Origin of the sequence: Pseudoalteromonas sp. MM1, from assembly GCF_030296835.1 — a bacterium.
GTDB lineage: Bacteria > Pseudomonadota > Gammaproteobacteria > Enterobacterales > Alteromonadaceae > Pseudoalteromonas.
This window is the reverse complement of sequence record NZ_AP027922.1, coordinates 1,236,074-1,255,732: the sequence shown is the minus strand read 5'-3', so window position 1 is coordinate 1,255,732 and position 19,659 is coordinate 1,236,074. Positions and strand designations below refer to the sequence as shown.

At 41.9% G+C, this 19,659-nt stretch carries 17 protein-coding genes; 12 read left to right on the top strand and 5 right to left on the bottom strand.

Going from position 1 to position 19,659, the window contains the following annotated elements; all coding sequences use genetic code 11:
• Positions 1-81 precede the first annotated feature (81 nt).
• Entirely contained in the window at positions 82-576 is a 495-nt protein-coding gene (locus QUE46_RS05710; protein ID WP_286246626.1) for a dual specificity protein phosphatase family protein, read from the top strand.
• A gap of 551 nt (positions 577-1,127) precedes the next feature.
• On the opposite strand, the gene QUE46_RS05705 is transcribed toward QUE46_RS05710, so the two are convergent.
• Entirely contained in the window at positions 1,128-1,547 is a 420-nt protein-coding gene (locus tag QUE46_RS05705; protein WP_286246624.1) for an N-acetyltransferase, read from the bottom strand.
• A 226-nt stretch (positions 1,548-1,773) separates the two neighbouring features.
• Here QUE46_RS05705 and QUE46_RS05700 point away from each other — a divergent pair, with 226 nt between their 5' ends.
• On the top strand, positions 1,774-3,198 hold the full coding sequence (locus QUE46_RS05700) for a sugar porter family MFS transporter (RefSeq protein WP_286246621.1): 1,425 nt from the start codon (positions 1,774-1,776) through the stop codon (positions 3,196-3,198).
• Between the two features lie 252 nt (positions 3,199-3,450).
• Here the strand turns inward: QUE46_RS05700 and QUE46_RS05695 are convergent, their stop codons facing one another.
• Positions 3,451-5,586: a TonB-dependent siderophore receptor gene (locus tag QUE46_RS05695; RefSeq protein ID WP_286246618.1), complete on the bottom strand. Its 2,136-nt coding sequence runs from the start codon at positions 5,584-5,586 to the stop codon at positions 3,451-3,453.
• Between the two features lie 244 nt (positions 5,587-5,830).
• Here QUE46_RS05695 and QUE46_RS05690 point away from each other — a divergent pair, with 244 nt between their 5' ends.
• Positions 5,831-6,283, top strand: coding sequence for a DUF302 domain-containing protein (locus tag QUE46_RS05690; RefSeq protein WP_286246617.1), 453 nt, complete (start codon positions 5,831-5,833; stop codon positions 6,281-6,283).
• A 73-nt stretch (positions 6,284-6,356) separates the two neighbouring features.
• Here the strand turns inward: QUE46_RS05690 and QUE46_RS05685 are convergent, their stop codons facing one another.
• The 3 genes from QUE46_RS05685 to QUE46_RS05675 all read right to left on the bottom strand — a co-directional run bounded on the left by QUE46_RS05685 (position 6,357) and on the right by QUE46_RS05675 (position 9,793).
• The gene (locus tag QUE46_RS05685; RefSeq protein WP_286246615.1) at positions 6,357-6,833 is read right to left on the bottom strand and encodes an FKBP-type peptidyl-prolyl cis-trans isomerase; all 477 of its coding nucleotides are present in this window, start codon (positions 6,831-6,833) and stop codon (positions 6,357-6,359) included.
• Positions 6,834-9,257: a Lon protease family protein gene (locus QUE46_RS05680; protein ID WP_286246613.1), complete on the bottom strand. Its 2,424-nt coding sequence runs from the start codon at positions 9,255-9,257 to the stop codon at positions 6,834-6,836.
• A 77-nt stretch (positions 9,258-9,334) separates the two neighbouring features.
• The gene (locus QUE46_RS05675) at positions 9,335-9,793 is read right to left on the bottom strand and encodes a hypothetical protein (protein WP_286246611.1); all 459 of its coding nucleotides are present in this window, start codon (positions 9,791-9,793) and stop codon (positions 9,335-9,337) included.
• Between the two features lie 174 nt (positions 9,794-9,967).
• On the opposite strand from QUE46_RS05675, the gene leuS reads away from it, so the two are divergent.
• From leuS to QUE46_RS05630, 9 genes are read left to right on the top strand one after another with little or no spacing between them, the layout of a single operon-like run.
• On the top strand, positions 9,968-12,556 hold the full coding sequence (gene leuS / locus QUE46_RS05670; protein WP_286246608.1) for a leucine--tRNA ligase: 2,589 nt from the start codon (positions 9,968-9,970) through the stop codon (positions 12,554-12,556).
• On the top strand, positions 12,557-13,048 hold the full coding sequence (gene lptE, locus QUE46_RS05665; protein WP_286246607.1) for an LPS assembly lipoprotein LptE: 492 nt from the start codon (positions 12,557-12,559) through the stop codon (positions 13,046-13,048). It abuts the gene before it with no gap.
• The gene (gene holA / locus QUE46_RS05660) at positions 13,048-14,085 is read left to right on the top strand and encodes a DNA polymerase III subunit delta (RefSeq protein ID WP_286246605.1); all 1,038 of its coding nucleotides are present in this window, start codon (positions 13,048-13,050) and stop codon (positions 14,083-14,085) included. The genes lptE and holA overlap by 1 nt, the downstream gene beginning before the upstream one ends.
• Before the next feature lie 11 nt (positions 14,086-14,096).
• Positions 14,097-14,732 (top strand): nicotinate-nucleotide adenylyltransferase, encoded by a 636-nt coding sequence (gene nadD, locus QUE46_RS05655; protein ID WP_286246603.1) that lies wholly within the window; start codon positions 14,097-14,099, stop codon positions 14,730-14,732.
• Between the two features lie 54 nt (positions 14,733-14,786).
• The gene (gene rsfS, locus QUE46_RS05650; RefSeq protein WP_024033760.1) at positions 14,787-15,104 is read left to right on the top strand and encodes a ribosome silencing factor; all 318 of its coding nucleotides are present in this window, start codon (positions 14,787-14,789) and stop codon (positions 15,102-15,104) included.
• Between the two features lie 36 nt (positions 15,105-15,140).
• Entirely contained in the window at positions 15,141-15,611 is a 471-nt protein-coding gene (gene rlmH / locus QUE46_RS05645; RefSeq protein ID WP_004585918.1) for a 23S rRNA (pseudouridine(1915)-N(3))-methyltransferase RlmH, read from the top strand.
• A gap of 9 nt (positions 15,612-15,620) precedes the next feature.
• Positions 15,621-17,501 carry a penicillin-binding protein 2 gene (mrdA, locus tag QUE46_RS05640; RefSeq protein ID WP_286246598.1) on the top strand — a complete coding sequence of 627 codons (1,881 nt, stop codon included), beginning with the start codon at positions 15,621-15,623 and terminating at the stop codon, positions 17,499-17,501.
• Positions 17,498-18,604: a rod shape-determining protein RodA gene (gene rodA / locus QUE46_RS05635; protein WP_286246596.1), complete on the top strand. Its 1,107-nt coding sequence runs from the start codon at positions 17,498-17,500 to the stop codon at positions 18,602-18,604. Before mrdA ends, rodA begins: the two co-directional genes overlap by 4 nt.
• Positions 18,604-19,368, top strand: coding sequence for a septal ring lytic transglycosylase RlpA family protein (locus QUE46_RS05630; protein ID WP_054982217.1), 765 nt, complete (start codon positions 18,604-18,606; stop codon positions 19,366-19,368). The genes rodA and QUE46_RS05630 overlap by 1 nt, the downstream gene beginning before the upstream one ends.
• The last annotated feature ends 291 nt before the right edge of the window (positions 19,369-19,659 follow it).

Below are 19,659 nucleotides of genomic sequence, written 5' to 3'. Positions count from 1 at the left end.
ATTATTCAATCTTAAACTTGTAACTAAAACACGCTATAGTGAGCGTATAAAAGTAAATTTATTAAAAATAAAGGACTTACCATGAGCGCGCACCCATACGATGTTTTATCACTTAATAACGGCGCAAATATTATTTTTACGCCTTGCCCTGGTACAAAAACACAAAACCTAGCGGATTCAATTGCTACATTAAAAGCTGCCGGCACTAATATGTTGCTTTCGCTTATGCCGCAAAAGGAGCTTGAAAAAAACAACGTAGAAACAATTAATAGTGAGTGCAAAAAGCACGATATAACCTGGTTTCATTTACCTATAAATGACGACGAAGCACCCAAACAGCCTTTTACATCAAGCTGGAACACCCACAAAACAGATATACTACAAGCCATACAGCAAAAACAAACCATTGCCATACATTGCAAAGGTGGCACTGGCCGCACAGGGTTGGTCGCTGCACTTATTTTAAATTCGGCAGGTTATACAAAAGAAGAGGCATATAACTTAGTAAAAGGCATTCGCCCTAAAGCGCTTACTATAGATCTGCAAAAAGAGTACTTTGAGAACTTTGAAGTGTGAAGCAGGAACTGGGGAATATGTTAACTAACCGTAATTATGTAAATCAAAAAGCCACCAAATAGAAAAGAGCCAAAACCTGCAGGCCTAAATGTGCTTTTAAATTTTTGGGCAGACCACACAGCAAATTGTCGATGTTTTACTGAACCTATTATTGCAAGCCCTAAACCCACCGCAATCAGTAAGTACCCAATACTTACTATTAATTGAGGGTACACAGTAACCTGGCTATAAAATACAAATACACACCCTGTTACTAACCGACTAATAATTTCAAACCAATGAAAATAGTTTTTTTTACTGAAAGTCACGATCCCATTTGACCAATAATTAGGGTTAACTATCATGACAATGCTTAGACACATCATCAGTAATCCAAACACGGCAATTAAGTACACCTAACTCTCCTAAAAACTAATGTCTGCATAATGCAATACAGTCGCACTGACTAAAGTTAGCTAAAGAATCGCAAAAGCCAAGTGCTTTGCGTCTCTTTGATACCAATCCGCTTAATTAAGTGATCTATTTTGAGGATTGGTATAATACTGTTGCTATTAGACTTGCAAGCTCATGTAGTAAAAACGATCATCTTCTCTATCGACTGCAAATCCGATGCGGCTATATAACTTAAATGCAGGGCTACGCTGAAATACTTTGAGGTCTATTAATTTGACACTTTGTTGACGAGCTATATCAACTACTTTAGCAATAATGTGAGCACCATAGCCTTTGTTTTGATAAGCAGCTGCAATCTGAATATCGCGAAGTTGGCAACGCCCTTCTTCATACGATAAACGCACAACACCTATGTGTTCACCCTTACACAAAATATCAAAATTTTTGAGGCTTTTGGTTGCTTGATAAATGTTTTCAACATCCCAATCTACCGCATACATTTCGTAATAGGGTTTCATATTGTTAAATGTAAAGTGTGCGGCAGCCTTTAAGTTCTTAGTAGCAACAATATCTAGCATCCATCTAGCCTCAAAAAAGAATTAGTACTCAATAAACTAAGTAGACACTTTAATTTAATATGTTCACGTTGTCAGTTCCTGTACTTGCAAAAAGCACTTTACATCAAAACCCTTAGAAACAAGTTATATATATCCCTAAACCCTTTATACCTGCACAAATGTATTCAGCCATAGCGCTTTACGATATTATGCTCCTTTATATTCAATTTAACTTTCAGGGCACATAATGACAACGCACACACCGCCTTCCCACTCAGCCAACACAGCTGAAAACACTTCTCTTTTTTACGTAATATTTATATCGGCCGTAGCTGCCATTGGTGGCTTTTTATTTGGTTTTGACTCGGGTGTTATTAACGGCACGGTGTCGGCACTCGGTAATGCTTTTAATTCAAGCAGTGTAGCTACGGGCTTTAATGTAGCGTCGGTATTATTAGGTTGCGCCGTGGGGGCACTTGCAGCAGGGCCGCTGGCTGATAAATTTGGTCGCCGTGCAATTATGATCATCACCGCGATTATTTTTGCTATTAGCGCGTTTGGGTCGGGCATTAGCGAAAGCTCGGCTGAATTTATTTTTTACCGCTTATTCGGAGGGTTAGGTATAGGTGCTGCATCGGTATTGGCGCCAGCTTATATTGCAGAGGTTGCGCCACCTGCCCTTCGTGGCCGTTTAGCTACACTACAGCAACTCGCTATTGTATTAGGTTTATTTGCTGCGTTTTTAAGTAACTATTTAATTGCTGATGCAGCTGGCAGCGCGCAAAATATTTTAATGCTTGATATAGCCGCTTGGCGCTGGATGTTTTGGGCAGAGCTTGTGCCTGCAATACTGTTTTTAGTGGGTGTGTTGTTTATTCCTGAGTCGCCTCGTTATTTAGTGGCGCAAGGTAAAGTAGACGATGCAAAATCGGTATTTAGTAAAATTTCGAACGACAACCTTGATGCGCAAATAAGCGATGTTAAACGCTCTTTGCGTAGCGACACAAAGCCAAGTATTCGTGATTTATTTATTGATAACAGTAAAAAAGTACACCCAATTGTTTGGGTGGGTGTTGCGCTGAGCGTATTTCAGCAATTTGTAGGTATTAACGTGGTGTTTTATTACGGCTCTGAGCTGTGGCAAGCCGCTGGGTTTGACGAGTCGCAATCGCTATTTATAAATGTACTCGCAGGTACTACTAATATTGTATCGACCTTTATTGCCATTGCCCTAGTTGACAAAATTGGCCGTAAACCACTGCTCTTAGTAGGCAGTATTGGTATGTTTATCAGCTTAAGCGCGCTTACTTATATATTTGGCAGCGCAGGCCTTGATGAAGCAGGCAAGCTTGCACTTAGCGATAACATGGGTACGTTTGCGCTTATAATGGCTAACTTATTTGTGGTATTTTTTGGTTTAAGTTGGGGCCCGGTTGTGTGGGTGTTATTAGGCGAAATGTTTAATAACCGAATTCGCGGCGCAGCGCTTGCTGTTGCTGCAAGCGCACAGTGGATTGCTAACTTTGCCATTACCATGACCTTCCCTATTATGCTGGCTAATATTGGCCTTGCAGGTGCATACGGCTTTTATGCTTTATCGGCACTTATTAGCATATTTTTTGTGGCTAAATACATTACAGAAACCCGTGGTGAAACTCTTGAGTCTATGTAGTCGACTTAAATATTTAATCATTCTGGCGTGCTAAATAGTCTAATAACTTAACACAATAGGTATCATTCAAAATTTAATTAACCTGAGCTGCACATAAGAAATGGAACTAAATGCCCTTGCGGTGATCAGATCTTTCGACCAAGAAGGTATTGTGACCCCCTTTCTTATTACAGCCATTAACACAGTGCAAGAAGTGGCTAATTTTAATAGCGATAAAAAATAAGCGCGAGATAAGCTCGCGCTTAAATTACTTTAAAATTTATAGGTTACTTGGCCTACTATTTCACGTGGGCTGCCCGGGAAGTGGCCATTACGCTCAGTAAAGCCACTTACTGCATATTCTTTATCAAATATATTATTAATATTTACACTTAATAACACATCGTCAAAGTGCGTAGTCCAGCTCATGTCAAACACAGTAAAGGGTTTAACTTTTTGCCCTACTCTGCTCAACTGCTCGCTTACGTAATTAGCACCAAATGCGATTGAAGAGTCTATAGAGTCAATAGCGTAACGCGTCCATAAGCCAGCCTGATGGCGTGGTGCATTAGAAAAACGCGAGCCGTCGCCAAATGTATTCGAAACTGTATCGCCCGTGACTCCTTTAATAACTTCTGTATCGTTGTAAGCGTAGTTTGCAGTTATCGTCCAATGCGCTGATAAATCACCAACTAAGGTTGTTTCAAAGCCGCGGCTTTCTACCTCACCAATATTTAAAAGCGCTGCAATGCCATCACCCGCGCCAGTGTCGTCTGGGTTACTCATTACTACGTTTTCTTTATTAATTTGGTAAATAGCAAAGGTGCTCATAATTTTGCCATTAAGCCATTGGTTTTTCATGCCAATTTCGGTTTGTTTACCGGTTTCTGGGGTTAAACTACCCTCGCCTTCTACGTCTTCTTGATCATCCGATGATGCTGGGTTAAAGCTTTCTGAGTAATTTATGTATACCGATGTGTTTTCAACAGGTTGGTATGTTAGAGCCACGCGCGGTGTTACATCGCTATCTGAGTAACTAAAGCCCGTTTCTTGGTTAAATTCTTTAAAGTGGTCGTAACGCAAACCAGCAATAACTGTCCATTGCTCGCTTATACTTATTACGTCCTGTACATAGAGCCCAAATCGGTCTGTATCAACGCCATCACGGTTCAAATCAGTTAGGTTGTAAGTGCTTGGATCTGTTTCGCCGTAATTTAAATTAAATATGTTTAAATTAGCAACGCCATCGGCCTCAAAGCGGGCACGAGAATAATCATACTCGGTATCAACTGTATGATAGTCGCCACCAAATAGTACTTGGTGTGTTAATTGGCCTTGTTCAAAGCTGTAAACAAAGTCAGTCGTTAAGCTAATTTCCTCGTTGGCGCGGTATTGCTTACGGTACTCTCGCCCAATTGTTTCATCGTCAATATTTGCTTCACCATCGCCGTTTACATCCACCCAGCTTTGCGACTCATGGTAAGCTTGGTCTCGTTCGTTATCCATGTAACGCAGTGTGCTACTTACAGAAAAATCATCACTAAAGTAATGTTTTAACTCGGCTTGCAGTACTAACGCTTCCATGTCTTGGTAGTCAAATGCTTCATTCGCGTTATAACTTGGGTCAACTAAAAAGTTGCCGTTGTCATCGACCGGTACACCACGTAAACGATTACCGCCTAAGTCTTGCTTGATGTAGTCAACACTTGTGGTTAGTGTGGTTGAATCGGTTAAATCAAATAATAAACCACCGGTAAACTCAGTATTTTTTGAATCTGCATTATTACGAAAACTGTCTTTCTCTTCGTAATAACCACCTACTCTGTATGCCATTGTGTCGGTTAAACCGCCGGTCATATCGAGTGATGCACCACGTGTGTTGTAATTGCCAAGCGTTAATTTTAGCTCTTTACTTTGCGTATAACTTGGCTTTTTAGTTACGTAGTTGATCATACCGCCCGGCTCACCGCCACCATATAACGCAGAGGCTGGGCCTTTTAATACTTCTACACGCGCTACATTAAATAATTGTGGCACACCAAAGCCCGAGTACGGGTCGCCGCGTACGCCATCGTAAAATACGTTAGCGTCATCTCTAAAACCACGAAAAGTAACACCCGAATAACTGTACTCACTTACCCCTGCTATTGAGCGGTATAAATCGGTAATGTCGCGCGCGGCTTGGTCAATAATAAGTTGCTCGGTTAATACCTGCGCAGATTGCGGTAATTTAATAAGATCTAAATCTGTTTTAGTCCCAATTTTGCTTTCGGTTTCGAGGTAAAACTGCTGAGCGCGGCCTGTTACTTCTATTGTTTCAATTTCGTTATTTTGCTCGGCAAATGCCACATTAGAAAAAGCAGAAAAAGACGCAGCAATACTGAGCGCCAAATATTTTTGGTTAAACATGTTGATCCTGAAAAGAGGTGTATAAATCGCCACGAATGATAACGACTATCATTACCATGTGCAATGCAAATAATTTCATATTCATCCTTATTTTTAGAACTAATCGCAACTAAAATAGGTACTTAAAAACTTTTTCGCTCACGTTTTATACATATTCCCTTTGCGCAGTGTTGAACCAAATAAAGAACTCAGATAGTGTGTATTTTTCATACTTTTAGTAAGCCGTTTTCATGAGGAGCAAACCATGTTAAACCGACTATTTTTAGGTGTTATTTTACTATTAGCCACATGCGTGGTGAGTGCCAATGACAGCTTAGTGCATTTTCAAAGTAATTATTCTGTAAAGGAAACGGCAAACCGTTTTGAAAAAATAGCCAGTAACAAAGGGATAACCATATTTGCACGGGTAGACCATCAAAAAAACGCTCAAAATGTGGATATGAAATTAGCGCCAAGTGAAGTGATTATTTTTGGTAACCCAAAGGTAGGCACACCATTAATGCAATGCCAGCAAAGTGTGGCGATAGATTTACCGCAAAAAGTACATATATCTCAAGACAACAACGGCCAAGTATGGCTTGCCTATAACAACCCAACTTATTTGCAAGAGCGCCATAATATAAAAGGCTGCGAAGAAGTACTTAACAAAATATCTATGGTGCTTAATAAGCTTTCTATAGCAACGGTGAGCAAATGACCAAAATTTAAGAATAAAAAACCCGCTGATACGCTTGCGGGTTTTATAAAGTTAATAACTCTGAGTGCCTGAATTAAGACTCAATAGCCAAAAGCTCTACTTCAAAAATAAGCAGTGATGCAGGTGGAATACTGCCCACTCGCTTTTCGCCATAGGCTAATTGGTGCGGTACATAAAATATGTATTTATCGCCTGGGCTCATAAGTTGTAAGCCTTCGGTCCAGCCTTTAATAACCTGATTTAAACCAAAACTGATTGGCGTTTTACGCTCTACTGAGCTGTCAAATACGGTGCCATCAATTAACGTGCCGTGGTAGTGCACGTTTACTTTACTAGTAGGGTTAGGTGTATTTTCGCTTTCACCTTTGTGCAGCACTTTGTACTGTAAGCCTGAGGCGGTTTCTATTACATCCTCTACTTTTGCGTTCGCGACAAGGTAGTCGGCTTCAATTTGCGCATTAATGCCAGCTTGTTGCTTTACTTTTTTACTATTTTGAAAAATTAAAAAACAAAATATAGCGATGATCACCGCTAAAATTATATTGATCATTTAGTGTTTTTCCTCATCTTCATCGGCTTCTTTATCTTCTTCGCTATCGCCATTAACTATGTCGGCTATGTCTTTTAAGCGTGCTAAAGCAATACCGTTAACAGAATCCTCTGGGTATTGCCCGTCAATAACATCGCCTGCATCAATATCCATTAATAAGTTAAGTGCTTGGTCTACCGTTTCTACGGCGTAAATATTAAATTTACCGCGCTCAACAGCTTCAAGTATTTCATCATCAAGTACTAAGTTAACTTGGTTCGATTTAGGAATAATAACGCCCTGACCGCCTGTTAAGCCGCGCATTTTACACAGCTTAAAAAAGCCTTCTATTTTTTCGTTTACACCACCAATAGCTTGCACATCACCATGTTGGTTAATAGAGCCTGTAAGGGCAATAGACTGGCTAATAGGCAAACTGGTAATAGCCGAAATAAGCGCACATAACTCAGCCAATGAAGCGCTGTCGCCATCTATATAACCGTAGCTTTGCTCTATAGCTATGTTGGCACTTAGGGTTAAGCTAAAGTGCTGGGCGTATTTGTTACCTAAATAACCGGTAAGTAGCATGACACCTTTTGAGTGAATTGCTTTACCTAGCTCGGCTTCACGCTCTACATCTATTACACCATCGGCGCCTGCGTATACGGTGGCGGTAATACGTGCGGGAGTACCAAACGACGTATCGCCAATGTGCAATACTGTTAAGCCGTTAACTTTACCAATTGCTTGGCCTTGTGTGGCAATAAGCGTGTGGCCTTCTTTTATATCGCTTAGCATGTTTTCGCTTATTTGGCCGGTGCGGTACTGCTTACCTTCAATGGCTTCATCAATATGGTGCGCATCAATTAGTGTTTGCTTATCTTGCTTGGCGTAAAAGCTGGCCTCAGCCACCAATTCAAGTACATCTGCAAAACGGGCCGATAATTTATTATGGTGCTCTGCTTGGCGGTAGCTAAATTTAAGTAACCGCACCATGGCGGCCTCTGTGGTTGTGCACTTTAAGGTTTGTTGGCAGTACTCACTCACTTTAGTAATAAATTGGTACTGTAATTTATCGCTGCTTGGCAAGTAATAGTCAAAGTCGGCAAGGACTCTAAACAGCTCTGCAAATTCTTCATCGTACTCACCTATGGTGTAATACAAATCGCGCGAACCTAATAAAATAATTTTTACATCAAGAGGGATTAATTGTGGGCGCAATGTAAAGCTGCTGCCTACTGAGCTGTCTTGATATGGTAGGTCGTTTTTAATTTGGTGCGTTTTAAGCGAAAGCTTTAAACCATCCCACACTTGTGGGTTAGCCATTACTTTTTCAGCATCCATAATTAAGTAACCGCCATTTGCGCGGTGCAATGCACCTGGCTGTATAGAGCGGTAACTGGTTATAAGTGAGCCTTGCGATGTTGAATACTCAATTTTACCAAATATATTGCCAAACGTTGGGTTTGGCTCATACACCACAGGCGCAGCATCGTCTTCTTTAAACTCAACTAAAATATTAGGCGCAAAAAAGTCGGTAAGCATGCCTTTACGGTCAAAGTCTTCTTTGCTTTCTTCGCTTTCATCTTCGTCGTCAAGCCACTCAAGTACTGCATCAATTATTTCTACGCGAATGTCTTTTAAGTAGCGCAGCACACCGATATGTGCAGCGTATTTATGCTCTAAATCTTTTAATAATGGCTTTGTAGCTTGCTCGGCTGTGGCTTTTTTTAGATTACGCTGTTTTTCTTTTGATTCGCGTTTCCAGCGTGGCAACTCAATAAGCGCCTCTATTAGGGCATCTTCTAGTTTTTCTATTTTTTCAAAAAACTCATCGCGGAGCGCTTCATCTAGGGCGGCAAATTCGTTATCGCTTAACTGCCTGCCTTCAACTAAAGGCGCAAATCCTACGGCGTTTTTCTCTTCTATTAGCGCCACGCTTTGCTCAAGCGCCATTTCTTCTACTGCGGTAATAGCGCTGTCGTAAGCGTCGTTAAATTCGCTCTCGATTGACTTTTTTTTGCGTTGATAAGCTGGGTTATCAAAAGCTGCCGGAAAGGTGTCGAGTACTTCATCTAAAAATGAGTCTATGTCGTCACTTAATTGCTTACTTTGCCCTGCTTGCATAAATAGCGCAATTGGCTCGCGGTGGTCGTCGTAATTATTAACATACAACCACTCGTTAGGTGTGGGGCGATCTTTTGCGTGTTGTTTAAGTTTGTCTTTTACGAGTGTAAATCGGCCATGCGCGGCCTCACCCATTACATACACATTGTAACCGGGTAAATCCATTCCTAATGAAAAGTCGAGGGCGCTTTGAGCACGTTGTTGCCCTATAAAGGTAAGTTGCTCTGGGTATGGATTGCTCATACACGTGCTAACGTGATTAGTAGAAATGCTCGGTGCGAGCTGTGAAACAGATAATGGCAGCAGTTTTTTCGTCATTCTAACTTCTTTTTGTACCAACATACTCGCTGGCTTTGGGCGTATTAAGTGGCCTACAAGCCACTTAATACATATATTTAGGGTTGTAATGCCTTACGGCTAAAATAAATACCATCACATTCAATGCACGGTGTAATTTGTGTAGCGTGATAAATATCAAAACTATGGGTGCAATTCTTACATACTAATGTGCCCATGGCTATCCATTCGCCTGCGTGATATACCCCGTTGTGCTTAAAATCTTGGCTAAGAGACTGCCATTCAAGCTGGGTTTTGTCTTCTATGTGCGAAAGCTCATACCATAACGACTCTTTAAGCTCTTGCCATGCAAGCGAATTATAGTGTGATTCGTTTTCTTGAACGTGCTCTAAGTCGCGCTGCAAATAACTTTTATAGAGTCCGTATTTTTCTTTGCCTAGGTCTTTAAGTGCTTGCTCAGATTCAACAAATCGGGTCATTGCATCTTTTACTTCGTGATCTTTTACATCTTTTAACCACGTGGTGAGCTCGTTAAGCCATGTTTTATAATCTGCCATTTTATACTCCATCAAAATCAAGGGCGTGTTGGCCTTTAACATAGATAAGTATAGGTTAACCTGCACTGAAAGTGAGATTTTAACAAAACCGTGCTTATACGCTGTGATTAGGCTTTTATTTGGGGTATCCTATCGGCAATTTTTTATTAGTTTGCAAGAAGTCTGGAATCATAGATGCAAGAGCAATATAACCCGCAAGACATAGAGTCAAAAGTCCAAAGTTACTGGGAAGAAAACCAGGTATTTAAAGTCACCGAAGATGAGAGCAAAGAAAAGTATTACTGTCTTTCTATGTTCCCATACCCTAGTGGCCGACTGCATATGGGTCATGTGCGTAATTACACCATTGGTGATGTTGTTTCTCGTTTCCAGCGTCTGCAAGGCAAAAACGTTATGCAGCCAATGGGTTGGGATGCGTTTGGTTTACCTGCAGAAAACGCCGCTATCAAAAACAAAACAGCGCCAGCTAAGTGGACATACGAAAACATTGATTACATGCGTAACCAACTTAAGCAATTAGGCTTTGGTTACGACTGGGATCGTGAAATAGCCACCTGTCACCCAGAGTACTACAAGTGGGAACAATGGTTTTTCACTAAGCTTTACGAAAAAGGCTTAGTGTATAAAAAAATGTCAACGGTTAACTGGGATCCAGTTGATCAAACTGTACTAGCAAACGAGCAAGTTATAGATGGCCGAGGATGGCGCTCTGGTGCAGTAGTTGAGCAAAAAGAAATTCCACAGTGGTTTATTAAAATTACTGACTACGCACAAGAGCTTTTAGACGACTTAGACAAGTTAGAAGACTGGCCTGAGCAAGTTAAAACCATGCAGCGCAACTGGATTGGCCGCTCTGAAGGGTTAGACATTGAGTTTACGCGTACCGACAACAACGAAAAATTTAGCGTATACACTACACGTCCAGATACATTTATGGGTGTAACTTACCTAGCTGTTGCAGGTGGCCACCCTATTGCGCAAGAAGCCGCTAAAAATAGCGATGCAATTGCAATGTTTGTTGAAGAATGCAAAAACACCAAAGTTGCCGAAGCAGACATGGCCACTATGGAGAAAAAAGGCATTGCAACTGGCTTTTACGCGACTCACCCATTAACGGGCGAGCAAGTACCAATTTGGGTTGCTAACTTTGTATTAATGCATTACGGCTCAGGTGCGGTTATGGCAGTACCTGCACACGACCAACGCGACTATGAATTTGCTACAGCATACGGCCTAGATATAAAACAAGTAATTGCACCTGTTGAAGGCTCAGAGCTTGAAGTAAATTTAAAAGAAGAAGCATTCACTGAAAAAGGCGTGTTAGTTAATTCTGGTGAGTTTGATGGCCTTGATTTTGAAGGCGCATTTAACGCTGTTGCTGACAAACTAGAAGCACTCGGTGTGGGTGAGCGTAAAGTTAACTTCCGTTTACGTGACTGGGGTGTTAGCCGCCAGCGTTACTGGGGTTCACCAATCCCAATGCTGAGCGATGAAAACGGTAACGAATTAGCCGCCACCGAAGAAATGCTGCCAGTACGTTTACCTGAAGATGTAGTAATGAATGGCGTTACTTCGCCAATAAAAGCTGACCCAGAATGGGCAAAAGCAACGGTAAACGGCGTACCAGCAACACACGAAACAGATACCTTTGACACCTTTATGGAGTCGTCTTGGTACTACGCACGTTACTGTAGTCCGCGTCACGACGAAGGCATGCTAGACCCAGCAGCAGCTAACTACTGGTTACCAGTAAACCAATACATAGGTGGTATTGAGCACGCTATTTTACACTTATTGTATTCACGTTTTTTCCATAAGTTATTACGTGACTTTGGTTTAGTAAATTCAGACGAGCCATTCGATCGCTTACTTTGTCAGGGCATGGTACTTGCCGAAACGTTTTATCGTAAAGATGAAAAAGGCGGCGATGTATGGATTTCGCCAAGCGATGTAAATACCGAAACTGACGAAAAAGGCCGCGTAACTAAAGCATGGCATAAAGAAGATGGTGAGCCTGTGTTCTCATCGGGCATGAGCAAAATGTCTAAGTCTAAAAACAACGGTATAGACCCACAGGAAGTAATTGCCCAATACGGTGCAGATACTGTGCGTTTATTTATGATGTTTACCGCACCACCAGAGCAAACACTTGAATGGTCAGACTCAGGGGTTGAAGGCGCGCACCGCTTCTTAAAACGTATTTGGAAATACGCAGTAGATGTGAAAACTGTTGGCTTCCAAGCTCTTGATAAATCGGCGCTTAGTAACCCACAAAAAGTGCTGCGTCGTGAACTACATAAAGCCATTGCAAAAGTGAGCGATGATATTGAACGTCGTCAAACATTTAACACTGCAATTGCCGCTATTATGGAGCTCTCTAATAAGTTATTAAAAGCGCCGTTAAACGATACGCAAGATGTTGCTATTGCTAACGAAGCATTAGAAGCCCTACTTATTATGCTTGCGCCAATTACGCCGCATTTATCGCACCAGTTATGGCAAGAGCTTGGTAAAGATGGCGACATTTTAGATGCAGCATGGCCTAAAGTTGACGAGTCTGCCCTTGTTGAAGATGAAAAATTAATCATCGTACAAGTAAACGGCAAACTACGCGCTAAGCTAACTGTAGCCGCCGATGCAACACAAGAGCAGGTAGAAGCACTTGCGTTTGCTGAGTCTAACGTAACTAAATTTACTGATGGCGCAACCATTCGTAAGATTATTTACGTACCAGGTAAACTACTTAACGTGGTAGCTAACTAAATGGTTAGCTTTAACACCTTTAAAAACACATTAGCCTTAGTGCTAATGTGTTTTGTCTTATCTAGCTGTGGCTTTCATTTAAAAAAAGCTTCTAGCCTGCCTGATAACCTTAAAATGCTTACACTTAAAGGTGATGACGAAAAATCATCGTTATTTTTAAACCTTAAAAAAGAGCTTAAAGCCAGTAACGTAGAACTAACGCCTTCGGCTAAAAATGTTGCCCAACTTTACTTACGCAAAGAAAGCATTGAACGCCAAACTTTGTCGTTGTTTCAAAATGGTCAGGTGGCTGAATACGAGCTTGCCTACGGGGTAAGCTATGTGGTTAAACGCCCAGGCGAAAAAGCCATTGAAAAACGCTTTGAGCTTTATCGTAACTACCAAGACGACCCCGATCACGCACTTGCAAAAGCAAAAGAGCTTGAGATGCTTATTAGCGAAATCCGTAAGCAAGCCAGTCGTCGTATCGTTAGAGAGCTGTCGCAACTATAATGCGCTGTTATGCTAATCAGTTACCGAATGAATTAAGTAAAGGTTTAAAACCCTTTTATTTAGTGTTTGGTGAAGAGCCGTTTCAAGAAGCGCAATGTGTGCAGCAAATACGCGAGGCGGCAAAAGCCCAAGGCTTTGCTGAGGTAATTAAATTTACCCTAATGCAGGGGTTTGATTGGCAAGAAATTATAGCTCAATATCAAAGTATGTCTTTGTTTAGTGCGCGCACTATAATTGAGCTTGATTTAAACCACCAAAAACCTGGCACACCAGGTAGTAATACCTTTAAAAAAATAGTCGAGTTAATCAACCCCGATACCATTTTAATTGTAAAAGGGGCTAAAGCCAGCCAAGACGTACAACGTGGTGCCTGGTTTAAAGCGCTCGATAAACAGGGTGTATTTGTACCGTGCTACCCGCTTGTAGGGAATCATTTAAAACGCTGGTTAGATGAACAAGCAGCACGCCTTTCTCTGAATATGCAAAACGAAGCAAAACTGAGTTTAATTAACGCGACCGAAGGCAACTTATTAGCATGCTTTCAAGAGCTCGAAAAGCTCTCGCTGCTGCATGGTAATGCCTTAATAACCCAGCAACTTGTGATGCAAGGGCTATTAAATCAAGCCAAGTTTGATATTTTTGACTTAAGTGATGCCCTATTAAATGGCCACGCCAAGCAAGCTATTAAGGTCCTTAATAAACTGGCCAGCGATAACACTGAAGTGGTCAGTATTTTATGGGCTATAAATAAAGAGCTCACCAGTTTGCTAACTATTCAGCAAGGGCTTTTAAATGGCGAGCCTATCGCACAGTTATTTAAAAAAAATGGTATTTGGAAAAACCAGCAAGGCCCGGTGCAAAATGCGATTAACCGCTTAAATATTAATACCCTTGAGCAAATAAGCAGTGAGCTTGCACTGTTTGATTCAAGCTACAAACAAGGTAACTTAATTGCGCCTTACCAAGCGCTTGCGCATATTTGTATTAAGTTTTGCCAACCGCTCGATATTCCAATGCCGTGCCACGCACTTAACTAAAGATTTTTAACATGATTGCAATTTTTGGCGGCACCTTCGACCCCGTGCATTTAGGCCACTTAAATATGGCTACGCAGTGTGTAAATACATTTAACTTAACTACGTTGTACTTTATGCCCTGTGCACTGCCCGCGCACAAAGCTGCGCCGGGTATAAGTACAGCGCACCGTATTAATATGCTTAATGCCGCTATAGCTCCTTATCCTCATTTTGCACTTGATTTAAGAGAGCTTAATCGTACCGGCCCCTCGTACTCGTTATTAAGCTTGCAAGAACTCAGAGCTGAGCACCCAAATACGCCAGTTCTTTTTTTAATGGGCATGGACTCGTTTAATAACCTCGACAAATGGTACGAATGGCAGACCATTACACAGCTTTGCCATATTGTTGTATACCAACGCCCGGGGCAATTATGTAGCCCGCGCCCTGCACTAAAAACGTATATGTTAAATGCCCAAACTAACGATGCACAGCACCTTGAATACACACCATTTGGTAAGTTGTATTTTTTACCGGGTGAAACCCTCGATGCGGCTTCAAGTTCTATTCGAGAGCAATTAAAAAAAACCAATAAAAATAATGAACTATTACCTGATTCTGTGAGTCACTACATTGAGCAACACCAGCTCTATCAAAGTGGTGATTAAAACCCCCTAGCATGTTAAAATGCACGCTATTAAATTTAAAATTGAGACAATACCTTGGATTCGAAACAACTACTTGCCTTTGCACTAGACAAAATTGACGATATGAAAGCACGCGACGTGGTACAACTAGACGTACGCGACAGCTCAGACATTACCGATTACATGGTTGTGTGTTCGGGTACTTCTAAGCGCCATGTGCAATCAATTGCTGATAACGTAGCAAAAGAAGCTCGCCACGCTGGTGAAGAACCTTTAGGTTACGAAGGTCAAGACGAAGGCGAATGGGTACTGGTAGATTTAGGTGATGTAGTTGTACACGTGATGCAAGATCACGCACGTAGCTATTACGATCTAGAAAAACTGTGGGGCTAAGCGCCACTATTTTTTAATTGAGCTTGGAAGTAATACGTGAAAATACAAATGATTGCCGTTGGCACAAAAATGCCAGCGTGGGTAGAAACCGGATTTGCAGAGTACCAACGCCGTTTTCCTAAAGATATGGCGCTTGAGTTAATAGAAATTCCGGCCGGTAAACGCGGTAAAAATGCCGATATTAAACGCATTTTGCACACCGAAGGTGAAAAAACCTTAGCCGCTATTCCAAAAGGCAATCGCATTGTTACCCTAGAGGTAACAGGTAAACCACTTGATACTCACCAGCTTGCTAAAAATATGGAAAAGTGGCAGCTCGATGGCCGCGACGTAAGTTTACTTATTGGCGGCCCAGAAGGGTTAGCCCCTGAGTGCATTGCCGCCTCTGAGCAAAAATGGTCGTTATCTAACTTAACGTTACCGCACCCTTTAGTGCGTATTATTGTTGCCGAAAGCCTATACCGTGGCTGGAGCTTAAATAACAACCATCCTTATCATCGCGAGTAACGCCTTGTTATGATTAAGCAAAGACCCACAATACGCGACCACTCCGCTGAGGCAAACTTATTTGCACGGCGCGCATTTGTGGGTTTTATTTTTGTTTTAGGCTTAGTGGCAATTTTGCTCTCTAACCTCTATACCATTCAGGTAGAAGAGCACGCCGACTACCAAACCCGCTCTAACGATAACCGCATTAAAGTAATTCCTATTGCACCAAACCGTGGCCTCATTTACGACCGCAACGGTGTGCTGCTTGCTGAAAACAAACCCGTTTATAACCTTGAGGTTATTCCTGAAGAGGTTGACGATTTAGCTGAGTCACTCGAGCAAGTTAGTAAAATAATTACAATTACCGAGCCGCAAAAAAAAGACTTTATCGATAACATAAAGCATACACGGCGCTTTAAATCACAAGTGTTAAAAGCCCGCTTAGATGAAACCGAAGTAGCCAAATTTGCGGTTAATCAGCATAAATTTCCTGGTTTTAGTATTGAAGCCCGCCTTGCACGCTTTTACCCGTATGGCGACACGCTCACCCATGCGCTAGGCTACGTTGCAAAATTAAACCGCAAAGAGCTTAATAAGCTAGAGCAAGAAGACCAAGCTACAAATTACCGCGCTACGCACGATATTGGTAAGCTTGGTATAGAGAAATATTACGAGCAACTTTTGCATGGCCAAGTGGGTTCGCAGCGCGTTGAAGTAAATAACCGCGGCCGTGTTATTCGTACGTTAAGTATGACTCCCCCGCAGCCGGGCAGTGATTTAGTACTTACTTTAGATATAGGTTTACAGCAAATAGCCCAACATGCGCTTAAAGATATGCGTGGCGCGGTTGTAGTAATGGATGCCAAAGACGGTGGCGTATTAGCACTTTATTCAAACCCAAGTTACGACCCTAATTTATTTGTACACGGTATTAGCAGCAAAGATTATAAAGCGCTGCTAAACCCCGACCGCCCCCTTATTAACCGTGCCACTCAAGGGCGCTATGCACCGGCTTCCACAGTAAAACCGCATATGGCCATACTGGCACTTGAAGAAAACATTGTCAGTGAAAGTACTTCGGTGTGGGACCCTGGTTTTTTTCAAATACCGAATGTTGAACATAAATGGCGCGATTGGAAACGCTGGGGTCACGGCCACGTAGATGTTTACAAAGCGATTGAAGAGTCGTGCGATACTTACTTTTATGATGCAGCTTACCGCTTAGGCATTACAAAAATTAGTAATTTTATGGCACGCTTTGGCTTTGGTGACTTATCCGGAATAGACATACACGAAGAAACCACGGCCATATTGCCCTCAAAAGAGTGGAAAGAAGGTCGCTTTAAAGAGTCGTGGTGGCGTGGCGACACAATTTCTGTGGGGATTGGCCAAGGCTACTGGACAGCTACCCCGATTCAAATTGCTAACGCGACTAATATATTAGTTAATAAAGGCATAAACCACCCGCCGCATTTAGCGCAAGTGGCCAAAAAAGAAGATCAAGTGTCGCAAATTAATAACGAAGAAAAACCGCCGGTAGTACTTAACAACCCAGATAACTGGCGTATCGCTCTCGATGCCATGCACAATACCGTAAAAAAAGTAACAGGAACTGCACACCGTGCATTTAAAGGCGCTAATTATGATCCTGCTGGTAAAACAGGTACTGCGCAAGTGGTGAGTATTGCCCAAGGTGAGCGTTACGATGCAAAATCACTAAAAGAGCGCCAACGCGATAACGCGATTTATATTGGTTTTGCTCCGTATGACGACCCTAAAATTGTAGTTTCTATTGTAGTTGAAAACACCGGTGGCGGCAGCTCTGTAGGTGCCCCCATTGCGCGCGAGCTGATGGATTATTATTTTGCTGCAAACCCAATAGAACTTGCTAGGAATACCGCGCAATGACCGTACTTCATAACAAGCGCTCGATATGGATGCGCATGCATTTAGACTTACCGTTACTGATTGCCTTATTACTTATGATGGCAGGCAGTATCACCATAGTATATAGCGCTAGCGGCCAAGACTCAGCCATGATGCTGCGTCATATTACTCGTATGGGCGGCGCTATTATAGGCATGATAGTGCTGGCACAATTCTCCCCTGCGACACTTAAACGCTTAGTGATCCCCCTTTATTGCGTGGGCTTATTAATGTTAGTGGGCGTATTGCTGTTTGGGGTTAGCTCAAAAGGTGCGCAGCGCTGGTTAAATCTAGGTATTACGCGGTTTCAACCCTCAGAGCTAATGAAACTGGCAGTCCCTATGATGGTAGCTTGGTATATTGGCCGCAATCAACTTCCCCCTCGCCCATTGCACCTGATTATTGGCTTTATTATAGTGATGCTGCCTACCTTATTAATTAAAGAGCAGCCCGATTTAGGCACCTCAATTTTGATTGCCAGCTCAGGAATATTTGTGTTGTTTTTATCCGGTTTAAGTTGGCGCTTAATTGGCTTTTTAAGCTCAATTGTAGCCCTTGCCGCATGGCCATTTTGGCACTACGGTATGCATGACTACCAAAAGCAACGCGTGCTAACGTTTTTAGACCCAGAAAGTGACCCGCTTGGCTCGGGGTATCATATTATTCAATCTAAAATAGCTATTGGCTCAGGCGGTATTGAAGGTAAAGGTTGGCTTCAAGGTACGCAATCACAACTTGAATTTTTACCAGAGCGCCATACCGACTTTATATTTTCGGTATTAAGTGAAGAGTTTGGCTTATTTGGTGTATGTGTTTTATTAAGCCTGTACTTGTTTATTATTGGCCGCGGTTTATACATTGCGGTCAACGCGCAAGATGCATTTGGTAAATTACTAGCCGGCGCCTTAACGCTCACCTTTTTTGTTTATATTTTTGTAAACATAGGCATGGTATCGGGCTTGTTGCCTGTTGTGGGTGTACCTTTACCCCTTATTAGTTATGGCGGCACCTCTATGGTGACGTTAATGGCCGGCTTTGGCATTATTATGTCAATTGCGACAGATAAAAGGATGCTTTTAAAATAATGAATAAGCCTACCCAGCTGTTATTTATTTCAGCCTTAATATTTATGTTAAGCGCATGTAGTAGCGGCTCTAATAGCCGTTATCATATGGAGCACGATGCCGCACCACTGCGTGCACCTACCGCACTTGAAATGCAAGATGCCGTTGTGGTGGATGTTAAAAAAAGTGCCAGTGCAAGTCGCCCTTACGAAGTATTAGGTAAGCGTTATACGCCAATGCTTGATGAAAAAGGCTACACAGAAGAAGGGATCGCTTCATGGTACGGCCGTAAGTTTCATGGCTACCATACCTCAAACGGTGAAATTTACGATATGTTTGCCATGAGCGCTGCGCATAAAACCTTACCTCTACCAAGCTTTGTTCGTGTTACTAATACTGCCAACAATAAATCGGTGATTGTGCGTGTAAACGACCGAGGGCCGTTTCACGATGACAGAATAATAGATCTTTCGTATGCTGCTGCTTATAAATTAGGCTATTACACTCACGGTACAGCTAAGGTTAAGCTAGAGGCGATTACGCTCGACAGCATTCCTGCACGTAAAACATATATACAGGTAGCCGCAGGTAGTACGCTTAGCAATATTGAGGCATTAGCTTCTACATTACGCCTGCAATATCAAGTGCCTACTAATATAGTAAAAGCAGACAACATATACCGTTTGCATTTGGGCCCAATTAAAGATGCCCAACATGCGCAAGATGTATTAAAAAAATTAAAACAAAACCAATTTCAAAATGCGTTCTTGCTTTACACTCAGTAAGACTAATAACTAAACCATCCCAAGGTGCAAGTTAAGCGTTGCGCAGGGGCTTAAATCTAGGTGTTACTTTTTAAATGGTTGGCCCTTTTAAAAAGAGCATCACAGAGAGTAAGTGCTAGTAAAACGTGCTAGCGTCGGTTTAAAAACGATGAAGACTGCGTTATTGATTTGAACAATAGAGTGACTATTATAGACAATCAATGCCTTGCCTAAGTTGTTTTTAATACCAACGATGCTCGCATCTTGGGTTAGTTTGGGTATAAGATGAACATAACGCGAATTTTTAACTTT

What these genes read in the sequence shown, in the direction of transcription:
- leuS (WP_286246608.1), top strand. Translation starts at nt 9,968, where the DNA reads ATGCAAGAGCAATATAACCCGCAAGACATAGAGTCAAAAGTCCAAAGT.
- QUE46_RS05680 (WP_286246613.1), bottom strand. Translation starts at nt 9,257, where the DNA reads ATGACGAAAAAACTGCTGCCATTATCTGTTTCACAGCTCGCACCGAGC.
- QUE46_RS05690 (WP_286246617.1), top strand. Translation starts at nt 5,831, where the DNA reads ATGTTAAACCGACTATTTTTAGGTGTTATTTTACTATTAGCCACATGC.
- QUE46_RS05695 (WP_286246618.1), bottom strand. Translation starts at nt 5,586, where the DNA reads ATGTTTAACCAAAAATATTTGGCGCTCAGTATTGCTGCGTCTTTTTCT.
- nadD (WP_286246603.1), top strand. Translation starts at nt 14,097, where the DNA reads ATGATTGCAATTTTTGGCGGCACCTTCGACCCCGTGCATTTAGGCCAC.
- holA (WP_286246605.1), top strand. Translation starts at nt 13,048, where the DNA reads ATGCGCTGTTATGCTAATCAGTTACCGAATGAATTAAGTAAAGGTTTA.
- QUE46_RS05685 (WP_286246615.1), bottom strand. Translation starts at nt 6,833, where the DNA reads ATGATCAATATAATTTTAGCGGTGATCATCGCTATATTTTGTTTTTTA.
- QUE46_RS05705 (WP_286246624.1), bottom strand. Translation starts at nt 1,547, where the DNA reads ATGCTAGATATTGTTGCTACTAAGAACTTAAAGGCTGCCGCACACTTT.
- mrdA (WP_286246598.1), top strand. Translation starts at nt 15,621, where the DNA reads ATGATTAAGCAAAGACCCACAATACGCGACCACTCCGCTGAGGCAAAC.
- QUE46_RS05710 (WP_286246626.1), top strand. Translation starts at nt 82, where the DNA reads ATGAGCGCGCACCCATACGATGTTTTATCACTTAATAACGGCGCAAAT.
- QUE46_RS05700 (WP_286246621.1), top strand. Translation starts at nt 1,774, where the DNA reads ATGACAACGCACACACCGCCTTCCCACTCAGCCAACACAGCTGAAAAC.
- lptE (WP_286246607.1), top strand. Translation starts at nt 12,557, where the DNA reads ATGGTTAGCTTTAACACCTTTAAAAACACATTAGCCTTAGTGCTAATG.
- QUE46_RS05630 (WP_054982217.1), top strand. Translation starts at nt 18,604, where the DNA reads ATGAATAAGCCTACCCAGCTGTTATTTATTTCAGCCTTAATATTTATG.
- QUE46_RS05675 (WP_286246611.1), bottom strand. Translation starts at nt 9,793, where the DNA reads ATGGCAGATTATAAAACATGGCTTAACGAGCTCACCACGTGGTTAAAA.
- rodA (WP_286246596.1), top strand. Translation starts at nt 17,498, where the DNA reads ATGACCGTACTTCATAACAAGCGCTCGATATGGATGCGCATGCATTTA.